The organism is Amycolatopsis sp. NPDC054798, from assembly GCF_053611505.1.
In genome coordinates this window covers 1-17771 of the sequence record NZ_JBSHAM010000125.1, presented here as the reverse complement: position 1 = coordinate 17771, position 17771 = coordinate 1, and the positions used below count along the sequence as shown (strand labels likewise).

At 71.7% G+C, this 17771-nt stretch carries 15 protein-coding genes; 13 read left to right on the top strand and 2 right to left on the bottom strand.

The genetic code is table 11. The features are described from left to right. Nucleotides 1–145 precede the first annotated feature (145 nt). Genes ACWGIC_RS40580 through ACWGIC_RS40570 form a run of 3 tightly spaced genes read left to right on the top strand, consistent with a single transcriptional unit; the run spans nucleotide 146 to nucleotide 1785 of the window. On the top strand, nucleotides 146–439 hold the full coding sequence (locus tag ACWGIC_RS40580) for a DUF503 domain-containing protein (protein ID WP_037812533.1): 294 nt from the start codon (nucleotides 146–148) through the stop codon (nucleotides 437–439). Between the two features lie 34 nt (nucleotides 440–473). Further along, nucleotides 474–947, top strand: a complete 474-nt coding sequence (rbfA, locus tag ACWGIC_RS40575) for a 30S ribosome-binding factor RbfA (RefSeq protein ID WP_452081266.1) — start codon at nucleotides 474–476, stop codon at nucleotides 945–947. Between the two features lie 4 nt (nucleotides 948–951). Beyond that, entirely contained in the window at nucleotides 952–1785 is an 834-nt protein-coding gene (locus tag ACWGIC_RS40570) for an alpha/beta hydrolase (protein WP_452081265.1), read from the top strand. 100 nt (nucleotides 1786–1885) lie between these two features. Here the strand turns inward: ACWGIC_RS40570 and ACWGIC_RS40565 are convergent, their stop codons facing one another. Then, complete coding sequence (locus ACWGIC_RS40565) at nucleotides 1886–4882, bottom strand: hypothetical protein (RefSeq protein ID WP_452081264.1); 2997 nt, start codon at nucleotides 4880–4882, stop codon at nucleotides 1886–1888. A gap of 162 nt (nucleotides 4883–5044) precedes the next feature. Beyond that, nucleotides 5045–6079: a TRM11 family SAM-dependent methyltransferase gene (locus ACWGIC_RS40560; protein WP_452081263.1), complete on the bottom strand. Its 1035-nt coding sequence runs from the start codon at nucleotides 6077–6079 to the stop codon at nucleotides 5045–5047. 25 nt (nucleotides 6080–6104) lie between these two features. Between ACWGIC_RS40560 and ACWGIC_RS40555 the strand changes: the two genes are divergently transcribed. From ACWGIC_RS40555 to ACWGIC_RS40510, 10 genes are all read left to right on the top strand, one after another. Continuing rightward, complete coding sequence (locus tag ACWGIC_RS40555) at nucleotides 6105–7115, top strand: DHH family phosphoesterase (RefSeq protein ID WP_452081262.1); 1011 nt, start codon at nucleotides 6105–6107, stop codon at nucleotides 7113–7115. A gap of 423 nt (nucleotides 7116–7538) precedes the next feature. Further along, on the top strand, nucleotides 7539–8876 hold the full coding sequence (locus ACWGIC_RS40550; protein ID WP_452081261.1) for an MATE family efflux transporter: 1338 nt from the start codon (nucleotides 7539–7541) through the stop codon (nucleotides 8874–8876). 57 nt (nucleotides 8877–8933) lie between these two features. Then, nucleotides 8934–9755, top strand: a complete 822-nt coding sequence (locus ACWGIC_RS40545) for a PhzF family phenazine biosynthesis protein (protein WP_452081260.1) — start codon at nucleotides 8934–8936, stop codon at nucleotides 9753–9755. A 112-nt stretch (nucleotides 9756–9867) separates the two neighbouring features. After that, entirely contained in the window at nucleotides 9868–11187 is a 1320-nt protein-coding gene (locus tag ACWGIC_RS40540; RefSeq protein WP_452081259.1) for an MFS transporter, read from the top strand. 458 nt (nucleotides 11188–11645) lie between these two features. After that, nucleotides 11646–12560, top strand: a complete 915-nt coding sequence (gene truB / locus ACWGIC_RS40535) for a tRNA pseudouridine(55) synthase TruB (RefSeq protein ID WP_452081258.1) — start codon at nucleotides 11646–11648, stop codon at nucleotides 12558–12560. A gap of 41 nt (nucleotides 12561–12601) precedes the next feature. Next, entirely contained in the window at nucleotides 12602–13567 is a 966-nt protein-coding gene (locus ACWGIC_RS40530; protein ID WP_452081257.1) for a bifunctional riboflavin kinase/FAD synthetase, read from the top strand. A gap of 158 nt (nucleotides 13568–13725) precedes the next feature. Further along, a complete protein-coding gene (locus ACWGIC_RS40525) occupies nucleotides 13726–14202 on the top strand; it encodes an XRE family transcriptional regulator (RefSeq protein ID WP_452081256.1) in 477 nt (158 codons plus the stop codon). A gap of 3 nt (nucleotides 14203–14205) precedes the next feature. Continuing rightward, complete coding sequence (gene thpR / locus ACWGIC_RS40520) at nucleotides 14206–14682, top strand: RNA 2',3'-cyclic phosphodiesterase (protein ID WP_452081255.1); 477 nt, start codon at nucleotides 14206–14208, stop codon at nucleotides 14680–14682. A 164-nt stretch (nucleotides 14683–14846) separates the two neighbouring features. Then, entirely contained in the window at nucleotides 14847–15116 is a 270-nt protein-coding gene (rpsO, locus tag ACWGIC_RS40515; RefSeq protein ID WP_009080476.1) for a 30S ribosomal protein S15, read from the top strand. A 237-nt stretch (nucleotides 15117–15353) separates the two neighbouring features. Then, nucleotides 15354–17600, top strand: a complete 2247-nt coding sequence (locus tag ACWGIC_RS40510; RefSeq protein ID WP_452081254.1) for a polyribonucleotide nucleotidyltransferase — start codon at nucleotides 15354–15356, stop codon at nucleotides 17598–17600. Nucleotides 17601–17771 lie beyond the last annotated feature (171 nt).

Here is a 17771-nt window from a genome sequence, read left to right as displayed (position 1 = left end):
ACCGGCGGCGCTCTACCCCCACACTCCCGTCGCCCGCGTTGAACCCAACACCTCAACCGGGCCCCACCCCCCGGGGGTTTGCCCCGGGCCGGGGGGGCCCCCGCCGCCCCCCCCGCACCGCCCTCGCGGCACAACTTCGCTGCCTATGTTTGTCGGAGCCCTAGAGCTCGACCTGCTGCTCGACGACGTGCATTCGTTGAAGCAGAAACGATCCGTGGTGCGGCCGGTGGTGGCCGAACTGCGGAAGCGGTTCTCCGTCTCGGTCGCCGAGGCGGGACATCTGGACCTGCACCGCCGCGCGCTCATCGGCGTCGCCGCGGTCGCCCCCGACGGCGAGCACATCCGGGACGTGCTCGACGCGTGCGAACGGTTCGCGGCCGGACGGCCGGAGTTCGAACTGCTCTCCGCGCGCCGCCGGCTGCTCGGCCCGGACGACTAGAACACCCGGAAATCCGGAGAAGGAGACCTCAGCCATGGCCGATCCCGCTCGAGCGCGCAAGCTCGCCAAGCGGATCTCGCAGATCGTGGCCTCGGCGATCGAACACGACGTCAAGGACCCGCGACTGGGCTCGGTGACCATCACCGACGCCCGCGTCACTGCGGACCTGCACGACGCCACGGTGTACTACACGGTGCTCGGCGAAAGCCTCGACGCGGAGCCGGACTTCGCGAGCGCCGCGGCCGCGCTGGAAGCCGCGCGCGGCGTCCTGCGCACGAAGGTGGGACAGGGCACCGGCGTCCGCTACACCCCGACGCTCACCTTCGTCGCGGACAGCGTCCCGGACGACGCCCGCCGCATCGAAGAACTGCTCGCGAAGGCCCGCGAATCGGACGCCGAGGTGGCCCGCCGGGCTACCGGAGCCCAGCCCGCGGGCGAACCGGACCCGTACAAGGCCCCTCGTGCCGAAGAGGACGAGGAGCAAGCAGAAGAGGAGACGCGCGGCTGAAACGATGCGGTCAAAGCCCGGTGTCACGCGACGCGGCCTGCTGCTCGGCAGTTCCGCGGCGCTTGTCGCCGCCTGCACCGGGCGCTCCGCCCCGGTGGTTGCGCCGTCCTCGGCTGCCCCGGCCTCCAGCCCGGCGCCCCTGAAGGCGTCGATCACGATCCACCGCAGGCACTCCGCGGCCCGCGGCCGGGACGTCGACGTGGTGCTCATGACGCCGGACGGCGTCCCCAGCACCGGCCTGCCGGTCTGCGTGGCACTGCACGGCCGCGGGTCGAGCGCCCGCACGTTCCTGGACCTGGAGCTGCCCGCGGCGCTCACCGCCGCGGTGCGGTCCGGGACGTCGCCGTTCGCGGTCGTCGCGGTCGACGGCAGCAACTACTGGGTCCCCGACGGCGGCGACGACCCGCACCGCATGCTCACCGACGAACTCCCCGGCTGGCTGTCCGAGGCCGGCCTCCGCCCGATGACCGGGCTCATCGGCATCTCGATGGGCGGCTTCGGAGCGCTGAACCTGGCGCGGCGCCGCCGCGACGTGACCGCCGTGGCCACGTGCAGCGCGGCCCTGTTCCGCACCTGGCCGGAGGCCCGGACCCGGCACATCTTCCCGTCGCAGGCCGACTGGAAAGCCGCCGATCCGCTGCAGCACCTGGACGAACTCCCGTCGCGCGGCCTCGGCGTGTGGTGCGGCGACGGGGACCCGTTCCTGGCGGCCAACCGGAAGCTGATCAGCGGCGCCAAGCCGGAGGTCTCGCGGATCACGCCGGGGGAGCACGATTCCGGGTACTGGCAAGGCGTCCTGCCGGAGGTGCTGCGGTTCGTCGGGCCGCGGCTGAAATAGCCGCGCAGAGTCACCGGTTCGGGTGGCCGGGGTTGTGTAGGCAATTGGCAACACCAGGCTTTCCGGTGTGGCCAGTGAACGAGCGCGGGACGGTGCGCCTTCACCCGTCGTCCGCGCCGGGCGCCGGGACCTCCCAGTCCGCGGCGATCTTCCCGTGCGGATCGAGTCCGTGCCGCCGCAGCTGCGCGTGCTCCCAGGCGCGGCCGTCCGCCGCGGCGAGAAGGTGGTCGATCCGGACGCGCGCGCCGGGATGGCCGTGGGCCAGCGCGAGGCAGTAGAGATCGAGCACCCTGGTCTGGTCGCACGCGCCGCGCCGAAGATCGCCCAGCAGGACGTAGCATTCGACGTCCCCGCCGTTGGCCCCGCGCTCGGCGATGTCCTGCGCTTTGACGTACTCCTCGTGCAGGTTGAACCCGCGCGCGACCCCGGCCGCGGCGCTGAAGTCGTCCTCGTCGAGCAGTTCGCCGAGAATCTGCTCGGCCTCTTTCAGCGCGCCGCGCCCGGCCAGCGCTTCCGCCAGCAGCGCCCGCAGCCGCCGCGGCACCGTCTCGCGGCCGGAACGGATCAGCTGCACCGCCTCGGTGAAGTTGCGCGCGTCCATCAGCAGCCGGACCGCGCGTTCCTCGACCCGCACCGCCCCCGACTTCGCCGCTTCCTTGTACAGGCGGCCCGCCAGCACCAGGCGCGAGGAGGCCGCGAGGTGCGGGCCGTTTCCGCTGACGGTCGCCCGGTCGGTTCCGCCGGACGCGGCGTGCTTGGCTCCCAGGAGCTCGTCGGCCACCCAGGCCAGCGCCTGCCACTGCGGGATGTTCTTGTGCGCGCGGACGGCCCCGGCCACGGTCACCGCTTGCGGGACGTCCTTGAGGTGCCGCGCGATCGGAGCGAGCGCGCCCGGGTCCGGCGGCACGGTGGCGACGTACCATTCCAGCGCCTCGGTCGCTTTCCCGGCGGCGCAGAGCAACCGGACGATCTCGGCCGGGTCCGGTGCGCACCCGGCCAGGTCCGCGCGCCGGTAGTAACCGCAGGTCTTGTCGAACAGGCCGTACCGGGCGGCGGTGAGCGCCGCGGCGCTGAAGGCGGCGGTCGCGGCCCGGGCCGCCGCGTCGTCGTAGCAGGCGAGAGCGCGTTCCGGAAGCCTGGACTTGGCGAAGGCGTCGCCCACCTCGATCAGCGGAGCCGCGTCGCCGGCGTCGGCCGCCTCGAGCGCGCACTCCTGGGCGGCGTCGAGCAGCCGGGCGCGCAGATTCACCTTCGTCGCGACGGCGAGGGTGCCCGGGACGTCGTGCCGCCGCGCCGCCTCGACCCAGGTCAGCGCCTCCTCGACGCGCCCGGCGGCGGACAGGGCCTGTGCGCCGAGAAGGTATGCGTCGTACCAGTCGTAGCGGGTCGCCTCGTCGGAAAGCTCCTTCAGCGCCTCGTCGATCCCGAAGGTGTCCATGATCAGGTCGGTGATCAGGGGGAGCAGGTCGCGCCGGTTCTGCCCGGGCAGCTCGGTCAGCCAGCGCACCGCCTTGCCGAGTTCTTTCCGGCGGCGGGTCCGCTGCTGGTCCAGTTCCTGGCCGGGCAGCTCCTGCCAGGAATCGTGCACGACTTCCGGCGGCACCATGCTCTCGGCCACGTACACCGCCGACTGCAGGTCGCCGTTCTCCGCGCGCCGGCGGTGCACGGCCAGCGCCAGATCGGGCTGGCCGCACCGGGTGTGGGCCGCCGCGACGTGCAGCGCGGCCGAACGGTTTCCCGCCTCGGCGAGCGGACCCAGCCAATCCAGGACGTCTTCCTCGCGCCCGGCGGCGAAGAGAACGTTCGCCCCCTGGTTGATCGCCTCCTCGACGTCGTCGCCGCCGCCGGTCCGCGCGAGCAGCCGGTACTGGGCGGCCGCCTCGTCGATCCGCCCGGCCTTCGCCAGCATCGCGGCGAGGTCGAGAAGCGCCCGGGGCAGGCCGCTCTTCAGGGAGAACTGGGCGCTCAGCTCCAGCAGATGGCGTCGTTCGCATTCCCGGGCGATGGCGAGACTGTCTTGTCCGGCCACGGTTTCCAGCAGCACGGGCCACAGGCTCGCGCGAGGGAGGACCGGCTCCGGGGCTTCGGTCACGTACAGCCGGTCGAGACACGGGGGAAGACGATAGACGTCTGTTTTCGCCTCTTTGACCAGCACTGCGGCGCCACCGCGCACTGGCGTCGTCAGTTCTTTCAGCGCCGTGTCGAGGCACGCGTCGGTGTCCGGCCCGTCGAGAAACGCCTGCGCGCCCTGCAGGAGGAGCGCCCGGGGCATCGTCCCGCTATGACCCGCGTGCCGGGCCTCGGTCACGAAATCCAGCATCGCGCGAGCGGCCGGGCTGAGCCGCTGGCAGCGCGTGCGCAGCGCAGGGATGGCGACGACGGTCTGGATCACCCGGCCTTTCGGTGCGTGGGCCGCCGCTTCGGAGACTCGCGGGTCGAGGGAGGAGAGGGCTCGGGCAACCTCGGTGTCGGTGAAGGAGCCGGGCACCGTGAGGCTGGTGCCCAGCAGCAGCTGCTGGACGTGCGAGCTGTCGACGCCCCCGGCCTGCGGGGCGGTCAGCTCGTGCCAGTGCTCCGGGGACAGGCTCGCGAGAATCAGAACCGGCGCACGGTGCGGGTCGTGCAGCAGATTTCGCAAACGCTCGGCGACTTCATTGCCTATTCCGTTGCCATTCGGGGAAAGGTAGCGTTCCGCGGACGGAATCCACACGACGGTATTCTTCGGGAATCCCTTTACGCTCTCCCGCAGTTCCTCCGGGCTGCGCGGACTGAGGCCGGGCCAGATTTTCCAGCCGTAGAGCAGAAAATGCCCGTCGTCGTCCCTGGCGTGCACGGCTTCCCACAGCGCGCGTTTCTTCCCCGTCGCGGGTCCGCCGACGAGGGTGACGATTCCGCTCGTCCCGCGCGCGGCGGCCTCGACCACCGCGGCCAGTCCGCGATCGTGGGCCCGAAGGCAATAGCGAGTCAGGTCGGGCAAGGAGTCGTCGGGCTGGCCTGCCTCGCCCAACGGGGAAAGTTCCAGCTGGCGGGGAATGCGGGTCGCCAGTTCGACTGCCTCGGTCGCCAAGGCCGGGGTCCGCTCTGGTGTGGTGTCCATTTCAAGGCCGACCCTGCCCTACGGAATGAGCCAGTGCAGTATTGCTGCGATGAGCGGTCAACTCTGAGCGTTGAAAGCGCGGCCGTGTTCGCCCGTGCTGTACGGATTTCACTCAATCCAGTGAATGCATGCACTGCGCGGTAACGGTATTTCCCGCGCCATTCACGCGGGCTTTCCCGCCACCACCAGATCGCGCACGATCGCCTGGTCCACCCGGTGCGCCAGCTCCTCGTACGGCCCGCCCGACCGCACCTCCAGCCCCGCCCGCTCCAGGATCGCCACCAGGTCCTCCCGCGGCAGCACGTGCGTGTTCCACGAGATCCCCAGCGCCCCGCCGGGCCGCAGCACCCGGTTCCACACCGGGATCCCCGCCGCGAGGAGGTCGCGCGGGCTGCGGGCCAGGCCGGCGTCGCGGTGGCTGCCGTGCTGCACGCCGTACGGCGCGTCGGTGACGATGAGGTCCACCGACGCCGGGCGGAGGACCTCGTCGGCGGTCAGGGTGTCCGTGTTGAGGTAGCTGAGCCGGCGGGTGCGGCCGGCCTTGTAGTCGTCCTTGTCGAACGCGTACTCGATGTCGAGCCTGCGGCCGAGGCGGACCTTGTTGCGCCGCAACTGCCCGGATTCGGCGGTGTGTTTCACGCGCTTCATGCGCAGCCACGTCTTCACGAACTGTTCGTACGCTTCGAAATCGCGCGCGTCGACGTCCAGGCCGGTCGCGTCGAAGCCGTACATCACGGCCTGGTTCAGCGTCGTCCCGCGGCCGCACAGCGGGTCGAGCACGTGCAGTTCGCGGTCCGGCCAGTCCGCGGGCCGCTCCGTCGCGAGGAGAGTGAGGTTGAGCAGCAGTTTGGTGAACTGCTCGTTGGTCTTGCCCGGGTATTTCTGGATGGTCAGCAGGTCCGAGTCGGCCTTCGCCAGCGGGTGCACGGCGACCGGCCGCAGCACGCCGTCGCCCAGTTCGAACAGGGCGTACAGCGAGGACAGGTTCGACAGCAGCGCCAGATCGCGTTCGCCGAGCGGGGCCGCGCAGGCGAATTTCACGTACCCGACGCCGCCGAGTTCGATCTCTTCGATCGCCGACACCTCGGCGGAAAGACCAGCGCCGAAGGCCGCCAGTTCGGCGCGCAGCAGCGCCGGCGACGACGCGGCGTACACGCGGTTGGCGGAAGGCAGAACGAGGATCACGTACTCAGGCATCCCGCAGAGCGTAGCGTGACACTTTGTGACAGCTTCCCTGGTACAGGACATCGAGGCCGCCGCCGCACTGCTGGCCGGTGCCACCGACGTGACGCTGCTCGGACACGTGCGCCCCGACGCCGACGCCCTCGGCAGCGCGCTGGCCCTCGGCCACGTGCTGCATCGCGGCGGCGCGAGCGTCCGGGTCGCCTTCGGCGAGCCGGACGAGGCCCCCGAAACACTGGCCTGGCTGGACGTCGACGGCCTGATCACCCCGGTCGGCGCGCTCCCGCCGACGGACGGCCTGCTGGTCGCGCTGGACACCCCCACCCTGGCCCGCCTCGGCAGACTGGCTCCCCGGGTCGCCGCGGTCCGCGACGCGGGCAGTCCGGTCCTGGTCGTCGACCACCACGCGACGAACGCCCGCTACGGCACCCACCACGTCGTGGACGAGACCGCCGAGGCGTCGGCGATCCTGGTCACGCGGATCATCGAGGCGATGGGCGTCGAACTCGACGCGGCCGCCGCGCGCTGCCTGTACGCCGGGGTCGTCACCGACACGAGCGGCTTCCGCCGGGCAAGCCCGGAAACGCACCGGATCGCCGCCCGCCTCCTGGAAGCGGGAGCGGACCCGGGCGAGGTGGCGCGCCGGATCGTCGACGATCACCCGTTCGCGTGGCTGCCGATGCTGTCCAAGGTGCTCTCCGAGGCCCGGCTGGAACCCGAAGGGGCGCAAGGCTTCGGCTTCGTCCACACGGTAGTGCGCGCGGCCGCCGCGGCGACGGTGCGGCTCGAAGAGGTGGAGTCGGTGATCGACGTCGTGCGCGCGACCCGCGAAGCCGGGGTAGCGGCGGTGCTGAAGGAGGCCGGGCCCGGTCCGGTGTGGACGGTCTCGCTGCGCTCCGCGGGCGACATCGACGTGTCCGCGGCCGCCGCGGAGTTCGGCGGGGGAGGCCATCGGATGGCGGCGGGGTGCACGGCGGAGGGTCCGGCGGAGGAGGTGCTGGACCGGCTGCGGGAAGCGCTGGGGAGGGCACCGCTGTTGCGGGCTTCCTGATTCGGGCGGGGCGTCTGGTGCGGGTTCGCCAGCGCCCCTAGAGACCGCGTTCCGAAACGCATCTGCACCTCGCGGCCTGCGATAGCCGGCCGCGGGAGATGCGGGCACCATCCGCCGACTGCCTCCTGCTCCGAGACGCTGCCGGTCCGCCACCCGCTCACCGGCGTGCTCGCCGCCAAAAGCCGAACCGTCTGCCCTGCTGAAACTCTGCCGGTTGCCGGGGGTTCCCAGGCATGCCCGTCCAGCATGCCCGCAGCCAAAGCCGAGCCACCCCACCAACCCTCCCGCATGCCGGGAATCCACTGCGGACCCAGCAGAATCCCCTTGCCCCATAACCACATTCGCCAGCCCTCGTCACCCGCCTCAGCGAACCCCGCCCTCCGCCCCGCCGGAATTGTCGGTCCCGGTAGCTACTCTCGTCCCGTGTCCGAAAACGCCACGACCACCGCCGTCAGCGGTGACCGCATCCCGCCCCGCCGAGTGTTCGGGCTCGCCGTGCCCGCGCTTGGCGTGCTCGCCGCCGAGCCGCTCTACGTACTGGTCGACACGGCCGTCGTAGGCCATCTCGGTGCGTTGCCGCTCGCCGGCCTCGCGCTGGGCGGCGTCGTGCTGTCGCAGATCTCCACGCAGCTCACGTTCCTGTCCTACGGCACCACGTCGCGCACCGCGCGGCTGCACGGCGCGGGCAGGCGCTCCGACGCGGTCCGCGAAGGCGTGCAGGCCACCTGGCTCGCCGTGCTGGTCGGGCTGGTGCTGCTCGTCGCAGGACAACTGCTGGCCGGGCCGATCGCCCGGGCGCTTTCGGGCAGCGACGAGATCGCCGCGGCGGCTGTGTCGTGGCTGCGGATCGCGTTGTTCGGCGCGCCGCTGATCCTCGTCACGATGGCGGGCAACGGCTGGATGCGCGGCGTGCAGGACGCGACCCGCCCGCTGCGTTATGTCCTGGCGGGCAATGGAATCTCGGCCGTCCTGTGCCCGGTGCTGGTGTACGCCGCTGATCTCGGGCTGGAGGGGTCGGCGATCGCGAACGTCGTCGCGCAGATCGTGTCCGCGTCGATGTTCGTCGCCGCGCTGGTGCGGGAAAAGGTGCCGCTGCGGCCGGATTTCCCGGTGATGCGGGCGCAACTGGGCCTCGGCCGGGACCTGGTGCTGCGCAGTTTCGCGTTCCAGGCGTGCTTCGTGTCCGCCGCCGCGGTGGCCGCGCGCACCTCGACCGAGGCGGTCGGCGCGCACCAGGTGGTCCTGCAGCTCTGGACGTTCCTGTCGCTGGTGCTCGATTCGGTCGCGATCGCCGCGCAATCGCTCGTCGGCGCGGCGCTCGGCGCGGGCGCGGCGCGGCAGGCGCGCGGAGTGGCCACGCAGATCACTGGATACGGCCTGGTTTTCGGTTGTTTCCTGGGCGTGCTGTTCGCCGCGCTGTGGAGCGTCCTGCCGCACGCGTTCACGTCCGACCCGGGAGTGCTCGGCGAAATCCCGCACGCGTGGTGGTTCTTCGTGGCGCTGCAACCGATCGCGGGTGTGGTGTTCGCGCTCGACGGCGTCCTCCTCGGTGCGGGCGACGCCGCCTTCCTCCGCACCGCGACGCTCGTCAGCGCGGGGCTCGGGTTCCTGCCGCTGATCTGGCTGTCGCTGGCGCTGGGCTGGGGGCTGACCGGGATCTGGACCGGATTGTCGCTGTTCATGGTTTTCCGGCTGGCGGCCGTGGTGGCGCGGTGGCGGTCCGGGCGGTGGGCCGTGGTCGGCGCGGTGCGGGAGGCTTGACGGCATAACGGCGAAACCCGCTCGCCGCCGCGGCCCGGTGGATGCGAGGGTGGGCGCATGCCGAAGTTCACCCAGGTCGACGTCTTCACCGACGAACTCGCCCGCGGCAACGCGCTCGCTGTCGTGCACGGCGCGGACGGGCTGTCCGACGAGCGGATGGCGGCGTTCGCCCGCTGGACGAACCTCAGCGAGACCACGTTCCTGCTGGAGCCGTCCGATCCGGCCGCCGACTACCGTGTGCGGATCTTCACCCCGCACGGCGAGCTGCCGTTCGCCGGGCACCCGACGCTCGGGTCGGCACGGGCGTGGCTGGCCGCCGGGGGAGAGCCGAAAGCCGGGCACCTCGTCCAGGAATGCGGGGCCGGGCTGGTCCGGGTGCGCCGCGACGGCGACCGGCTGGCGTTCGCCGCGCCTCCGCTCCTGCGCAGCGGCCCGGTCGACGACGCCGACCTCGCCGCGGTGAAACGCGGCCTGCACCTCGGCGACGCCGATGTCCTCGACGCGCGCTGGGCGGACAACGGCCCCGGCTGGGTCGCGTTGCTGCTGCGCGACGCGGCGACCGTGCTCGCGATCGAGCCGGACTTCGGCGCGCTCGGCGACTTCAAGGTGGGCGTCGCGGGTGCACAGCCGGCTGGCTCCGACACGGCGTTCGAGGTCCGCGCGTTCAGCGACACCGTCGAGGACCCGGTCACCGGCAGTCTCAACGCGGCGCTCGGCCAATGGCTGATCGGCGACGGCATCGCGCCCGAGTCGTACGTCGCGGCGCAAGGCACGCGGCTCGGCAGGCGCGGACGGGTGCACGTCGAACGGGACGGCGACGACGTGTGGGTCGGCGGCGAAACTGTCGTCGGAATCCGGGGCGACGTGGATCTGTGGTGAAACACACCCCGGTTACGGCTATGTATCGAGGTTGCTGAGGCGATACAACTATCGAGGCGGCAGCGTCGTCGTCCTCCTCTGTCCGACGCTCGCCTGCTCTCTGGAGGAACTTTTGACGCCCGCCGGCCGCGCCCCTGTCCGGTCCTGGCTCATCTGGCTCACCGCGGTCACGGTGTACCTGCTCGCCGTTTTCCATCGCACCTCGTTCGGCGTCGCCGGGCTGCAGGCGGCCGAACGCTTCGGCGTCGGGTCCGCCGCGCTCGGCATCTTCACCGTCCTGCAGGTCGGCGTCTACGCGGCCATGCAGATCCCGACCGGCGTGCTCGTCGACCGCTACGGCCCGCGCCGCGTGCTCACCGTCGCCGTCCTGATCCTGGGCTCCGGGCAGCTGCTGCTCGGCATCGCCGACACCTACGCGCTCGGCCTGGTCGCCCGCGCCGTCCTCGGCCTCGGCGACGCACTCACCTTCGTCAGCGTCCTGCGGCTCGTCGCGGCGCACTTCCCAGCCCACCGGTACGCGCTGCTGGCGTCCTTCACCTCCTGCGTCGGCTACATCGGCAACCTCGCCGCGACAGTCCCGCTCACCCTGCTCCTCGACGGTCCAGGATGGACAGTCACCTTCCTCGCCGTCGGCGCGGTGACGGTGCTGTACTCGGTGCCGGTGGCGCTGCGCGTCCGCGACACTCCCGACGGCGTGCCGGAACGCAAACGCGAACCCGTGCGCCCGGCGGAACTGGGCAAGCAGGTCAAGCTCGCCTGGCAGACCCCCGGCACCCGGCTGGGTTTCTGGGTGCACTTCTCGACGATGTTCGCGCCGAACGTGCTGACCCTGTTGTGGGGCATGCCTTTCCTGGTGCAGGGCGAAGGTTTGCCCGCCGCGACCGCGAGCGCGCTGCTGACCGTCTTCGTATTCGGCTCGATGGCCGGCGGCCCGTTGCTGGGCGCGGTGATCGGCCGCGCCCCGGCGCTGCGCGTCCCGCTGGTCATCGGCTACCTCAGCGGCGCGACGATCGTGTGGGCCGTGCTGCTCGGCTGGAACGGCCACGTCCCGGTGGGAGTCCTCGTCCCGGCGTTCGCTTTCCTCACCCTGGGCGGCCCGGCGTCGATGATCGGCTTCGCCATCGCCCGCGACTACAACCCGCTGTCGCGCGTCGGCACCGCGACCGGAGTGGTGAACGTCGGCGGCTTCCTGGCGACTACCGTGACCGCCCTGCTGATCGGCATCCTGCTCCAGGCGACCGGCGGCAACTTCCGGATCGCGCTGCTGGTCATCGTGGCGGTGTTGGCGTTGGGCGCCTCCCGGATGCTGGTGTGGTGGCGGCGGGCGCGCGCCCACGTGTTCGCCGCGGCGGCGCGCGGGGAGGAAGTCCCGGTCCGGATCCGGCGGCACCGCTGGGACCGGGTGCCGGAAGAGGCCGTGGCTGCTGCCTGAGCAAGCTGTTCTGCCCTTTTCGACGGCTTGGTTCGACCGCCCCGGGCATTCGCCCGGCCGATTGCCCGAGCTGGCAGCCTGACCCGGTCGGCCGTCCAGGGCGCTTGCCCAGGGCGCTCGCCTGGGGGTCGGCGTGGCCCAAGTCAGTTTTTCCGGTCCTTCCCGGTCTTTTCCGGTCGGCTCGACAGTCCAGGGCGGTCGACCGGTGCGCTCGTCCGGGTCGGTTGGGCTGGTTGTCTAGGCCAGGCGACTGTCCAGGGCAGTTGCCCGGCTCGGTTGCCTGGGCCCGTCGCCCCAGTCGGTCCGGTTGTCCGGATCGCTTGCCCGAACCGGCCGCCCAAGCCGCTTCCGCCCGCCCCGACCGCCCACCCCGCCAACCACCAGCCCCGCCCGCCTCCCCTGCACCCCGCCCGAACCGGGCGCCAGCCGCGAACCCCGGCCTGGGTAGGGTTTCCGCCGTGTCTCGCCCGAAAGAACCGCGTCGCCCCGCCCCGCCGCCCGGACTGCTCATCGTCGACAAACCGGCGGGAATGACGTCGCACGACGTGGTCGCGCGGGCGCGGCGGATCATGGGCACCCGCAAGGTCGGCCACGCCGGCACGCTCGACCCGATGGCGACCGGCGTGCTGGTGCTCGGCATCGAGCGCGCCACCAAACTGCTCGGTCACCTCGCCCTCGACCGCAAGACCTACCTCGCCACGCTGTCGCTCGGCCGGTCCACCACCACCGACGACGCCGAGGGCGAACCGCTGACCGAGGCCGCGCCGGGGACCCTCTCCGAGGTCACCGACGAGCAGATCGCCGAAGGCATCGCCGCGCTGACCGGTGACATCCAGCAGGTGCCCAGCGCCGTGTCCGCCGTCAAGATCGACGGCAAGCGCGCCTACGCCCGGGTCCGCGCGGGCGAAGACGTCGTCATCCCGCCGCGGCCGGTGACGGTGCACCGCTTCGACGTTCTCGGCCTCCGCCGCGAGGACGACCGGATCGAGCTCGACGCGATCGTCGAATGCTCGTCCGGCACCTACGTCCGCGCGCTCGCCCGGGACCTCGGCGCCGGGCTCGGCGTCGGCGGGCACCTGAAAGCCTTGCGCCGCACCACAGTCGGGCCGTTCACGCTCGCCCGCGCGCGCACGCTCGACCAGCTCGAAGAAAAGCCGGAACTGTCCCTGGACCTCGACGCCGCCGTCGCCGCCGCCTTCCCGCGCCGGGATCTCGACGCCGCCACCGCCAAAGCGGTCCAGTACGGCAGGCGCATTCCGGCAGCGGGCATCGACGGCACCTACGGCCTGTTCGCGCCGGACGGGCACGTGCTCGCGCTGGCGTCCGACGCCGAGGGAGTGACCCGCTCGGTGGTGGTCCTCCTGCCCGCATAGGGTGGGGGCAAAGGCACCTTGCTCGGGGAGAGTTGACAACAGTGCAGCGGTGGCGTGGGCTCGGGGACCTCCCGGGCGGCTGGGGACGGTGCGTGGTCACCATCGGCGTGTTCGACGGCGTGCACCGCGGGCACCAGGAACTGATCAAGCGCACCGTGGCGGCGGCTGCCGAGCGCGGCGTGCCCAGCGTGGTGCTGACGTTCGACCCGCATCCGTCCGAGGTGCTGCGCCCGGGCAGCCATCCCGCGCAGCTCACCACGCTGCGGCGCAAGGCCCAGCTGGTCGAGGGGCTCGGCGTGGACGTGTTCTGCGTGCTGCCCTTCACCCTGGAGCTGTCCCGGCTCAGCCCGCACGAGTTCGTGCACGAGGTGCTCGTCGACCGGCTGCACGCGGCCGCGGTGCTGGTCGGCGACAACTTCACTTTCGGGGCCAAGGCCGCGGGCAACGTCGCGCTGCTGCGCGAACTCGGCCGCCGCTTCGGGTTCGTCGCCTTCGGCGCGGAGCTGCAGGGCCGTTCGCTCGACGACGACCGCGGCGCCAACGACATCACCTTCTCCTCGACCTACGTCCGCTCGTGCATCGACGCCGGCGACGTGGTGGCCGCGTCCGACGCGCTCGGCCGCCCGCACCGGCTGGAGGGCATCGTCGTCCGCGGCGACGGCCGGGGCCACGACCTCGGCTACCCGACGGCGAACCTGTCCACCGCGCGGTTCGCCGCGGTGCCCGCGGACGGTGTCTACACGGCCTGGTTCAGCCGGCTGTCGGACCCGGACCGGCGGCTGCGCGCGGCGGTGTCGGTGGGCACGAACCCGACGTTCTCCGGCCGCGAACGCACCGTCGAGGCGTTCGTGCTGGACGTCGACGAGGACTTCTACGGCCAGCACGTCGCGCTCGATTTCGTCACCCGGTTGCGGGACCAGGCGCGGTTCGGCGCGTCGGCCGACCTCGTCCGGAAGATCGACGAGGACGTGGCCCGGACCAGGGAAGTGCTCGGCGCGGACCGCTGAGCGGAACCCGGCCCGGGGAGGGCCGGAGCCGGGGCGAATCGGGCGTTCCGGCCCGGCGGGGGCGTCCGGAGTGGCAAGATGGGCCGGCGGCGCCGGGCCGGAGGATCAGGTCCCGCGGCCGGAGCCGCGGGACGACAGCGCTAGGGGAGCGGAGCCAGGTGGAGGACCACAAGATCGTCCAGCGGAACATCGCGCTGCAGCGGGAGTGGTACGGCGAGCCGCTCGGCGATCGGGTGCGCCGGCTGGTGGTGGCCTTCGACGTGTCGCAGGCGTTCCTGGCCGAGGTGCTGGGCATCAGCGCGCCGATGCTGAGCCAGGTGATGAGCGGGCGGCGGGCGAAGATCGGCAATCCGGTGGTGCTGGCCCGGATGATCATGCTCGAACGCAAGATCCTGGTGCCCGAGGTCGCCGCGGGCGACCGCGACGCGATGCAGGCCGCGCTGGAGGACGTGCGCGATTCGCGGCCCACCGTCGGCCGCGACAACATCCCGGTCAACTCGGACGAGAAGATCCTCCTGGCGGGCATCCGGGACGTCGCCGAGGACGAGAACCTCGCCGAGGCGGCGAAGCTGCTCGACGAGGACTTCCCGGCGATCGCCGACCTGCTCCGCCGCGCGGGAGCTTCGGGCCAGTAGCCGATGCGGCTGTTCTCCGCGCTGCGCCCGCCCGCCGACGTCGCGACCGAGATAGCGGACGCGCTCGGCTCCCGGGACCGGCTGCTGCGCTGGAGCGATCCGGCCGGCTGGCACGTCACGCTGGCCTTTTACGGAGAAGAGGACCCCGCCGGACGCAGTGCCTTCCTCGACCGCGCGCTGGACGGCCGGAAATCCGTTGACGTCCAGCTCGCCGGTTCGGGAACATTTCCGGGAGTGCTGTGGTTGGGAGTGGCAGGGGAGGACCTGGCCGATCTCGCCGCGGCCGCGGGCGCCGACGAGGACCGTCCCTACCGGCCGCACCTGACGCTGGCGCGGTGCTCGCGCACGCAGCCGCCCGCGGAGTGGACGGAACGGCTCGCCGGTTTCCGCAGCCGCGTCTGGACCGCGGACCGGGTGGAGCTGATGGGCGGCGGCAGCCCGTACCGCACGCTGCGGACTTGGCCTCTGCGGCGCGCGTGAGGCTGTGCTGCCCGGCTAGCCCTACGCGCCGGAAGCCGCAGTTCAACCGGCTGGTAACCTCGGCAATCGGGTCCGGCTGCAGTCCGTGGCGGCCGTGACCGTCTCACCCGGCCGCGTGGCGCGGTGCGGGCCTCACGGCACTAGATGCACAAGGAGCACCACCAGTGGCGCTGTCCACCGAAGAGAAGAAGACGATCCTCGCCGAGTACGGGCTGCACGACTCGGACACCGGATCCCCCGAGGCCCAGGTCGCGCTGCTGACCAAGCGGATCATCGGCCTCACCGAACACCTGAAGACCCACAAGCACGACCACCACTCCCGTCGCGGTCTCCTGCTGCTGGTCGGCCGTCGCCGCCGGCTGCTGAACTACACGGAAAAGGTGGACGTGGCGCGGTACCGCGACCTGATCAAGCGTCTCGGCCTGCGCCGATAGCGTGCTGACGAGGGGGAGCGGCTCCGGCCGCTCCCCCTCGCCGCAAGCACACCCCCCACACGGCGCGAGCGCGCTGGAGGAACGATCTCGCCGGTCCTCGGTAGTGGTTCCCGGGCAACGGACCCGGGGGCTTCGATCGAAGACCGGCCTCACACCTCCTCGAGCGTTCTCGGGCGAACCGGGTCCCACAGTGGGAGACTCTCGCCGTACGAAGGAACCAAAGAGGAGATTGACCATATGACCGACTCCACCGGAGTCACCGTGTTCGAGACCGAAGCCGTTCTGGACAACGGCCGTTTCGGCACCCGCACCGTCCGGTTCGAGACCGGCCGGCTCGCCAAGCAGGCCGCCGGCGCTGTCGTCGCGTACCTGGACGAAGAGACCATGCTGCTGTCGGCGACCACGGCGTCGAAGCACCCGAAGGAGCACTTCGACTTCTTCCCGCTGACCGTGGACGTCGAGGAGCGGATGTACGCCGCCGGGCGCATCCCGGGCGCGTTCTTCCGCCGCGAGGGCCGCCCGTCGACCGACGCGATCCTCACCGCCCGCCTGATCGACCGCCCGCTGCGCCCGTCCTTCGCCGACGGCCTCCGCAACGAGATCCAGGTCGTCATCACCGTCCAGAGCCTCAACCCGGACGACCCGTACGACGTGCTGGCGATCAACGCCGCGTCGGCCTCCACCCAGATCGCCGGCCTGCCGTTCTCCGGCCCGGTCGGCGGCGTGCGCGTCGCGCTGATCGAGGACCAGTGGGTCGCGTTCCCGACGTGGCCGCAGCTCGAGAAGGCCACCTTCAACATGGTCGTCGCGGGCCGCATCGTCGGTGACGACGTCGCGATCATGATGGTCGAGGCCGAGGGCACCGAGCACACGCTCGACCTGATCGCCGCCGGCGGCACCGCGCCGGACGAGGCCACCGTCGCGCAGGGCCTCGAGGCCGCGAAGCCGTTCATCCGCGTGCTGTGCGAGGCGCAGCAGCGCCTGGCCGCCGACGCGGCGAAGCCGACCGGCGAGTTCCCGCTGTACCCGGCCTACCAGCCGGACATCTACGAGGCCGTCGCCGCGATCGCGTCCGACGAGCTGGCCAAGGCGCTGCAGATCGCCGGCAAGCAGGAGCGCGACGCCGCGACCGACGAGGTCAAGGCCGCTGTCCTGGAGAAGCTCGGCCTCGGCGAGGGCGAAGCCTTCGAGGGCCGCGACAAGGAGGTCGGCGGCGCGTTCAAGGCGCTGACCAAGAAGATCATGCGCACCCGCGTGCTCACCGAGAAGATCCGGATGGACGGCCGCGGCCTGACCGACATCCGCCAGCTCTCGGCCGAGGTCGCCGTGGTCCCGCGGGCGCACGGTTCGGCGCTGTTCGAGCGCGGCGAGACCCAGATCCTGGGCATCACCACGCTGAACATGCTCCGCATGGAGCAGCAGATCGACTCGCTGTCGCCGGAGACGACGAAGCGCTACCTGCACCACTACAACTTCCCGCCGTTCTCCACCGGCGAGACCGGCCGCGTCGGTTCGCCGAAGCGGCGCGAGATCGGCCACGGCATGCTCGCCGAGCGCGCCCTGGTGCCGGTGCTGCCGAAGCGGGACGAGTTCCCGTACGCGATCCGCCAGGTCTCCGAGGCGCTGGGCTCCAACGGCTCGACCTCGATGGGCTCGGTCTGCGCGTCCACCATGGGCCTGTTCAACGCCGGCGTGCCGCTGAAGGCGCCGGTCGCGGGCATCGCCATGGGCCTGGTGTCCGACGAGGTCGACGGCGAGACCCGCTACGTCGCCCTCACCGACATCCTCGGAGCCGAGGACGCGCTGGGCGACATGGACTTCAAGGTCGCCGGCACGAAGGACATCATCACCGCGCTGCAGCTGGACACGAAGCTCGACGGCATCCCGTCGGAGGTGCTCGCGGCCGCGCTGAAGCAGGCGAAGGACGCTCGCCTCACCATCCTGGAGGTCATCGCCGAGGCGATCGACGGCCCGGACGAGATGAGCCCGTACGCCCCGCGCGTCACGTCGGTGAAGATCCCGGTCGACAAGATCGGCGAGGTCATCGGGCCGAAGGGCAAGATGATCAACTCGATCACCGAGGAGACCGGCGCCGACATCTCGATCGAGGACGACGGCACGATCTACGTGGGCGCGGCCGACGGCCCGTCGGCGGAGGCGGCGATCGGCAAGATCAACGCGATCGCCAACCCGCAGCTGCCGAAGGTCGGCGAGCGCTTCCTCGGCACCGTGGTGAAGACGGCCGCGTTCGGCGCGTTCGTCTCGCTGCTGCCGGGCAAGGACGGCCTCGTGCACATCTCGAAGCTGGGCAACGGCAAGCGGATCGCGAAGGTCGAGGACGTGGTGAACGTCGGCGACAAGATCCGCGTCGAGATCGCCGACATCGACAACCGCGGCAAGATCAGCCTGATCGTCGTCAAGGAAGAAGAAGCGGCGAAGCCCGCTGAAGGCGACGCCGAGGCGGAGAAGGCCGAAGCCAAGTAAGGCTCGCCCCGCAGTTCCATCGAGGGCCTCCTGACCCGAACCCGGTCGGGAGGCCCTCGCTGCGATCCAGCCCTCGCCCGCCAGCGCTCCACCCCTCACTTAAGTGAGCCGCGGGATCGCGTCGGCGTCTGGAGGGCTAGTGCGCACGGCCCCGCGGGCCGGGTGCACTAG

Excerpts from the sequence above, each read along its gene's own strand:
- ACWGIC_RS40580 (WP_037812533.1), top strand. The coding sequence starts at position 146 with ATGTTTGTCGGAGCCCTAGAGCTCGACCTGCTGCTCGACGACGTGCAT.
- rbfA (WP_452081266.1), top strand. The coding sequence starts at position 474 with ATGGCCGATCCCGCTCGAGCGCGCAAGCTCGCCAAGCGGATCTCGCAG.
- ACWGIC_RS40570 (WP_452081265.1), top strand. The coding sequence starts at position 952 with ATGCGGTCAAAGCCCGGTGTCACGCGACGCGGCCTGCTGCTCGGCAGT.
- ACWGIC_RS40565 (WP_452081264.1), bottom strand. The coding sequence starts at position 4,882 with ATGGACACCACACCAGAGCGGACCCCGGCCTTGGCGACCGAGGCAGTC.
- ACWGIC_RS40560 (WP_452081263.1), bottom strand. The coding sequence starts at position 6,079 with ATGCCTGAGTACGTGATCCTCGTTCTGCCTTCCGCCAACCGCGTGTAC.
- ACWGIC_RS40545 (WP_452081260.1), top strand. The coding sequence starts at position 8,934 with ATGCCGAAGTTCACCCAGGTCGACGTCTTCACCGACGAACTCGCCCGC.
- thpR (WP_452081255.1), top strand. The coding sequence starts at position 14,206 with ATGCGGCTGTTCTCCGCGCTGCGCCCGCCCGCCGACGTCGCGACCGAG.
- ACWGIC_RS40510 (WP_452081254.1), top strand. The coding sequence starts at position 15,354 with ATGACCGACTCCACCGGAGTCACCGTGTTCGAGACCGAAGCCGTTCTG.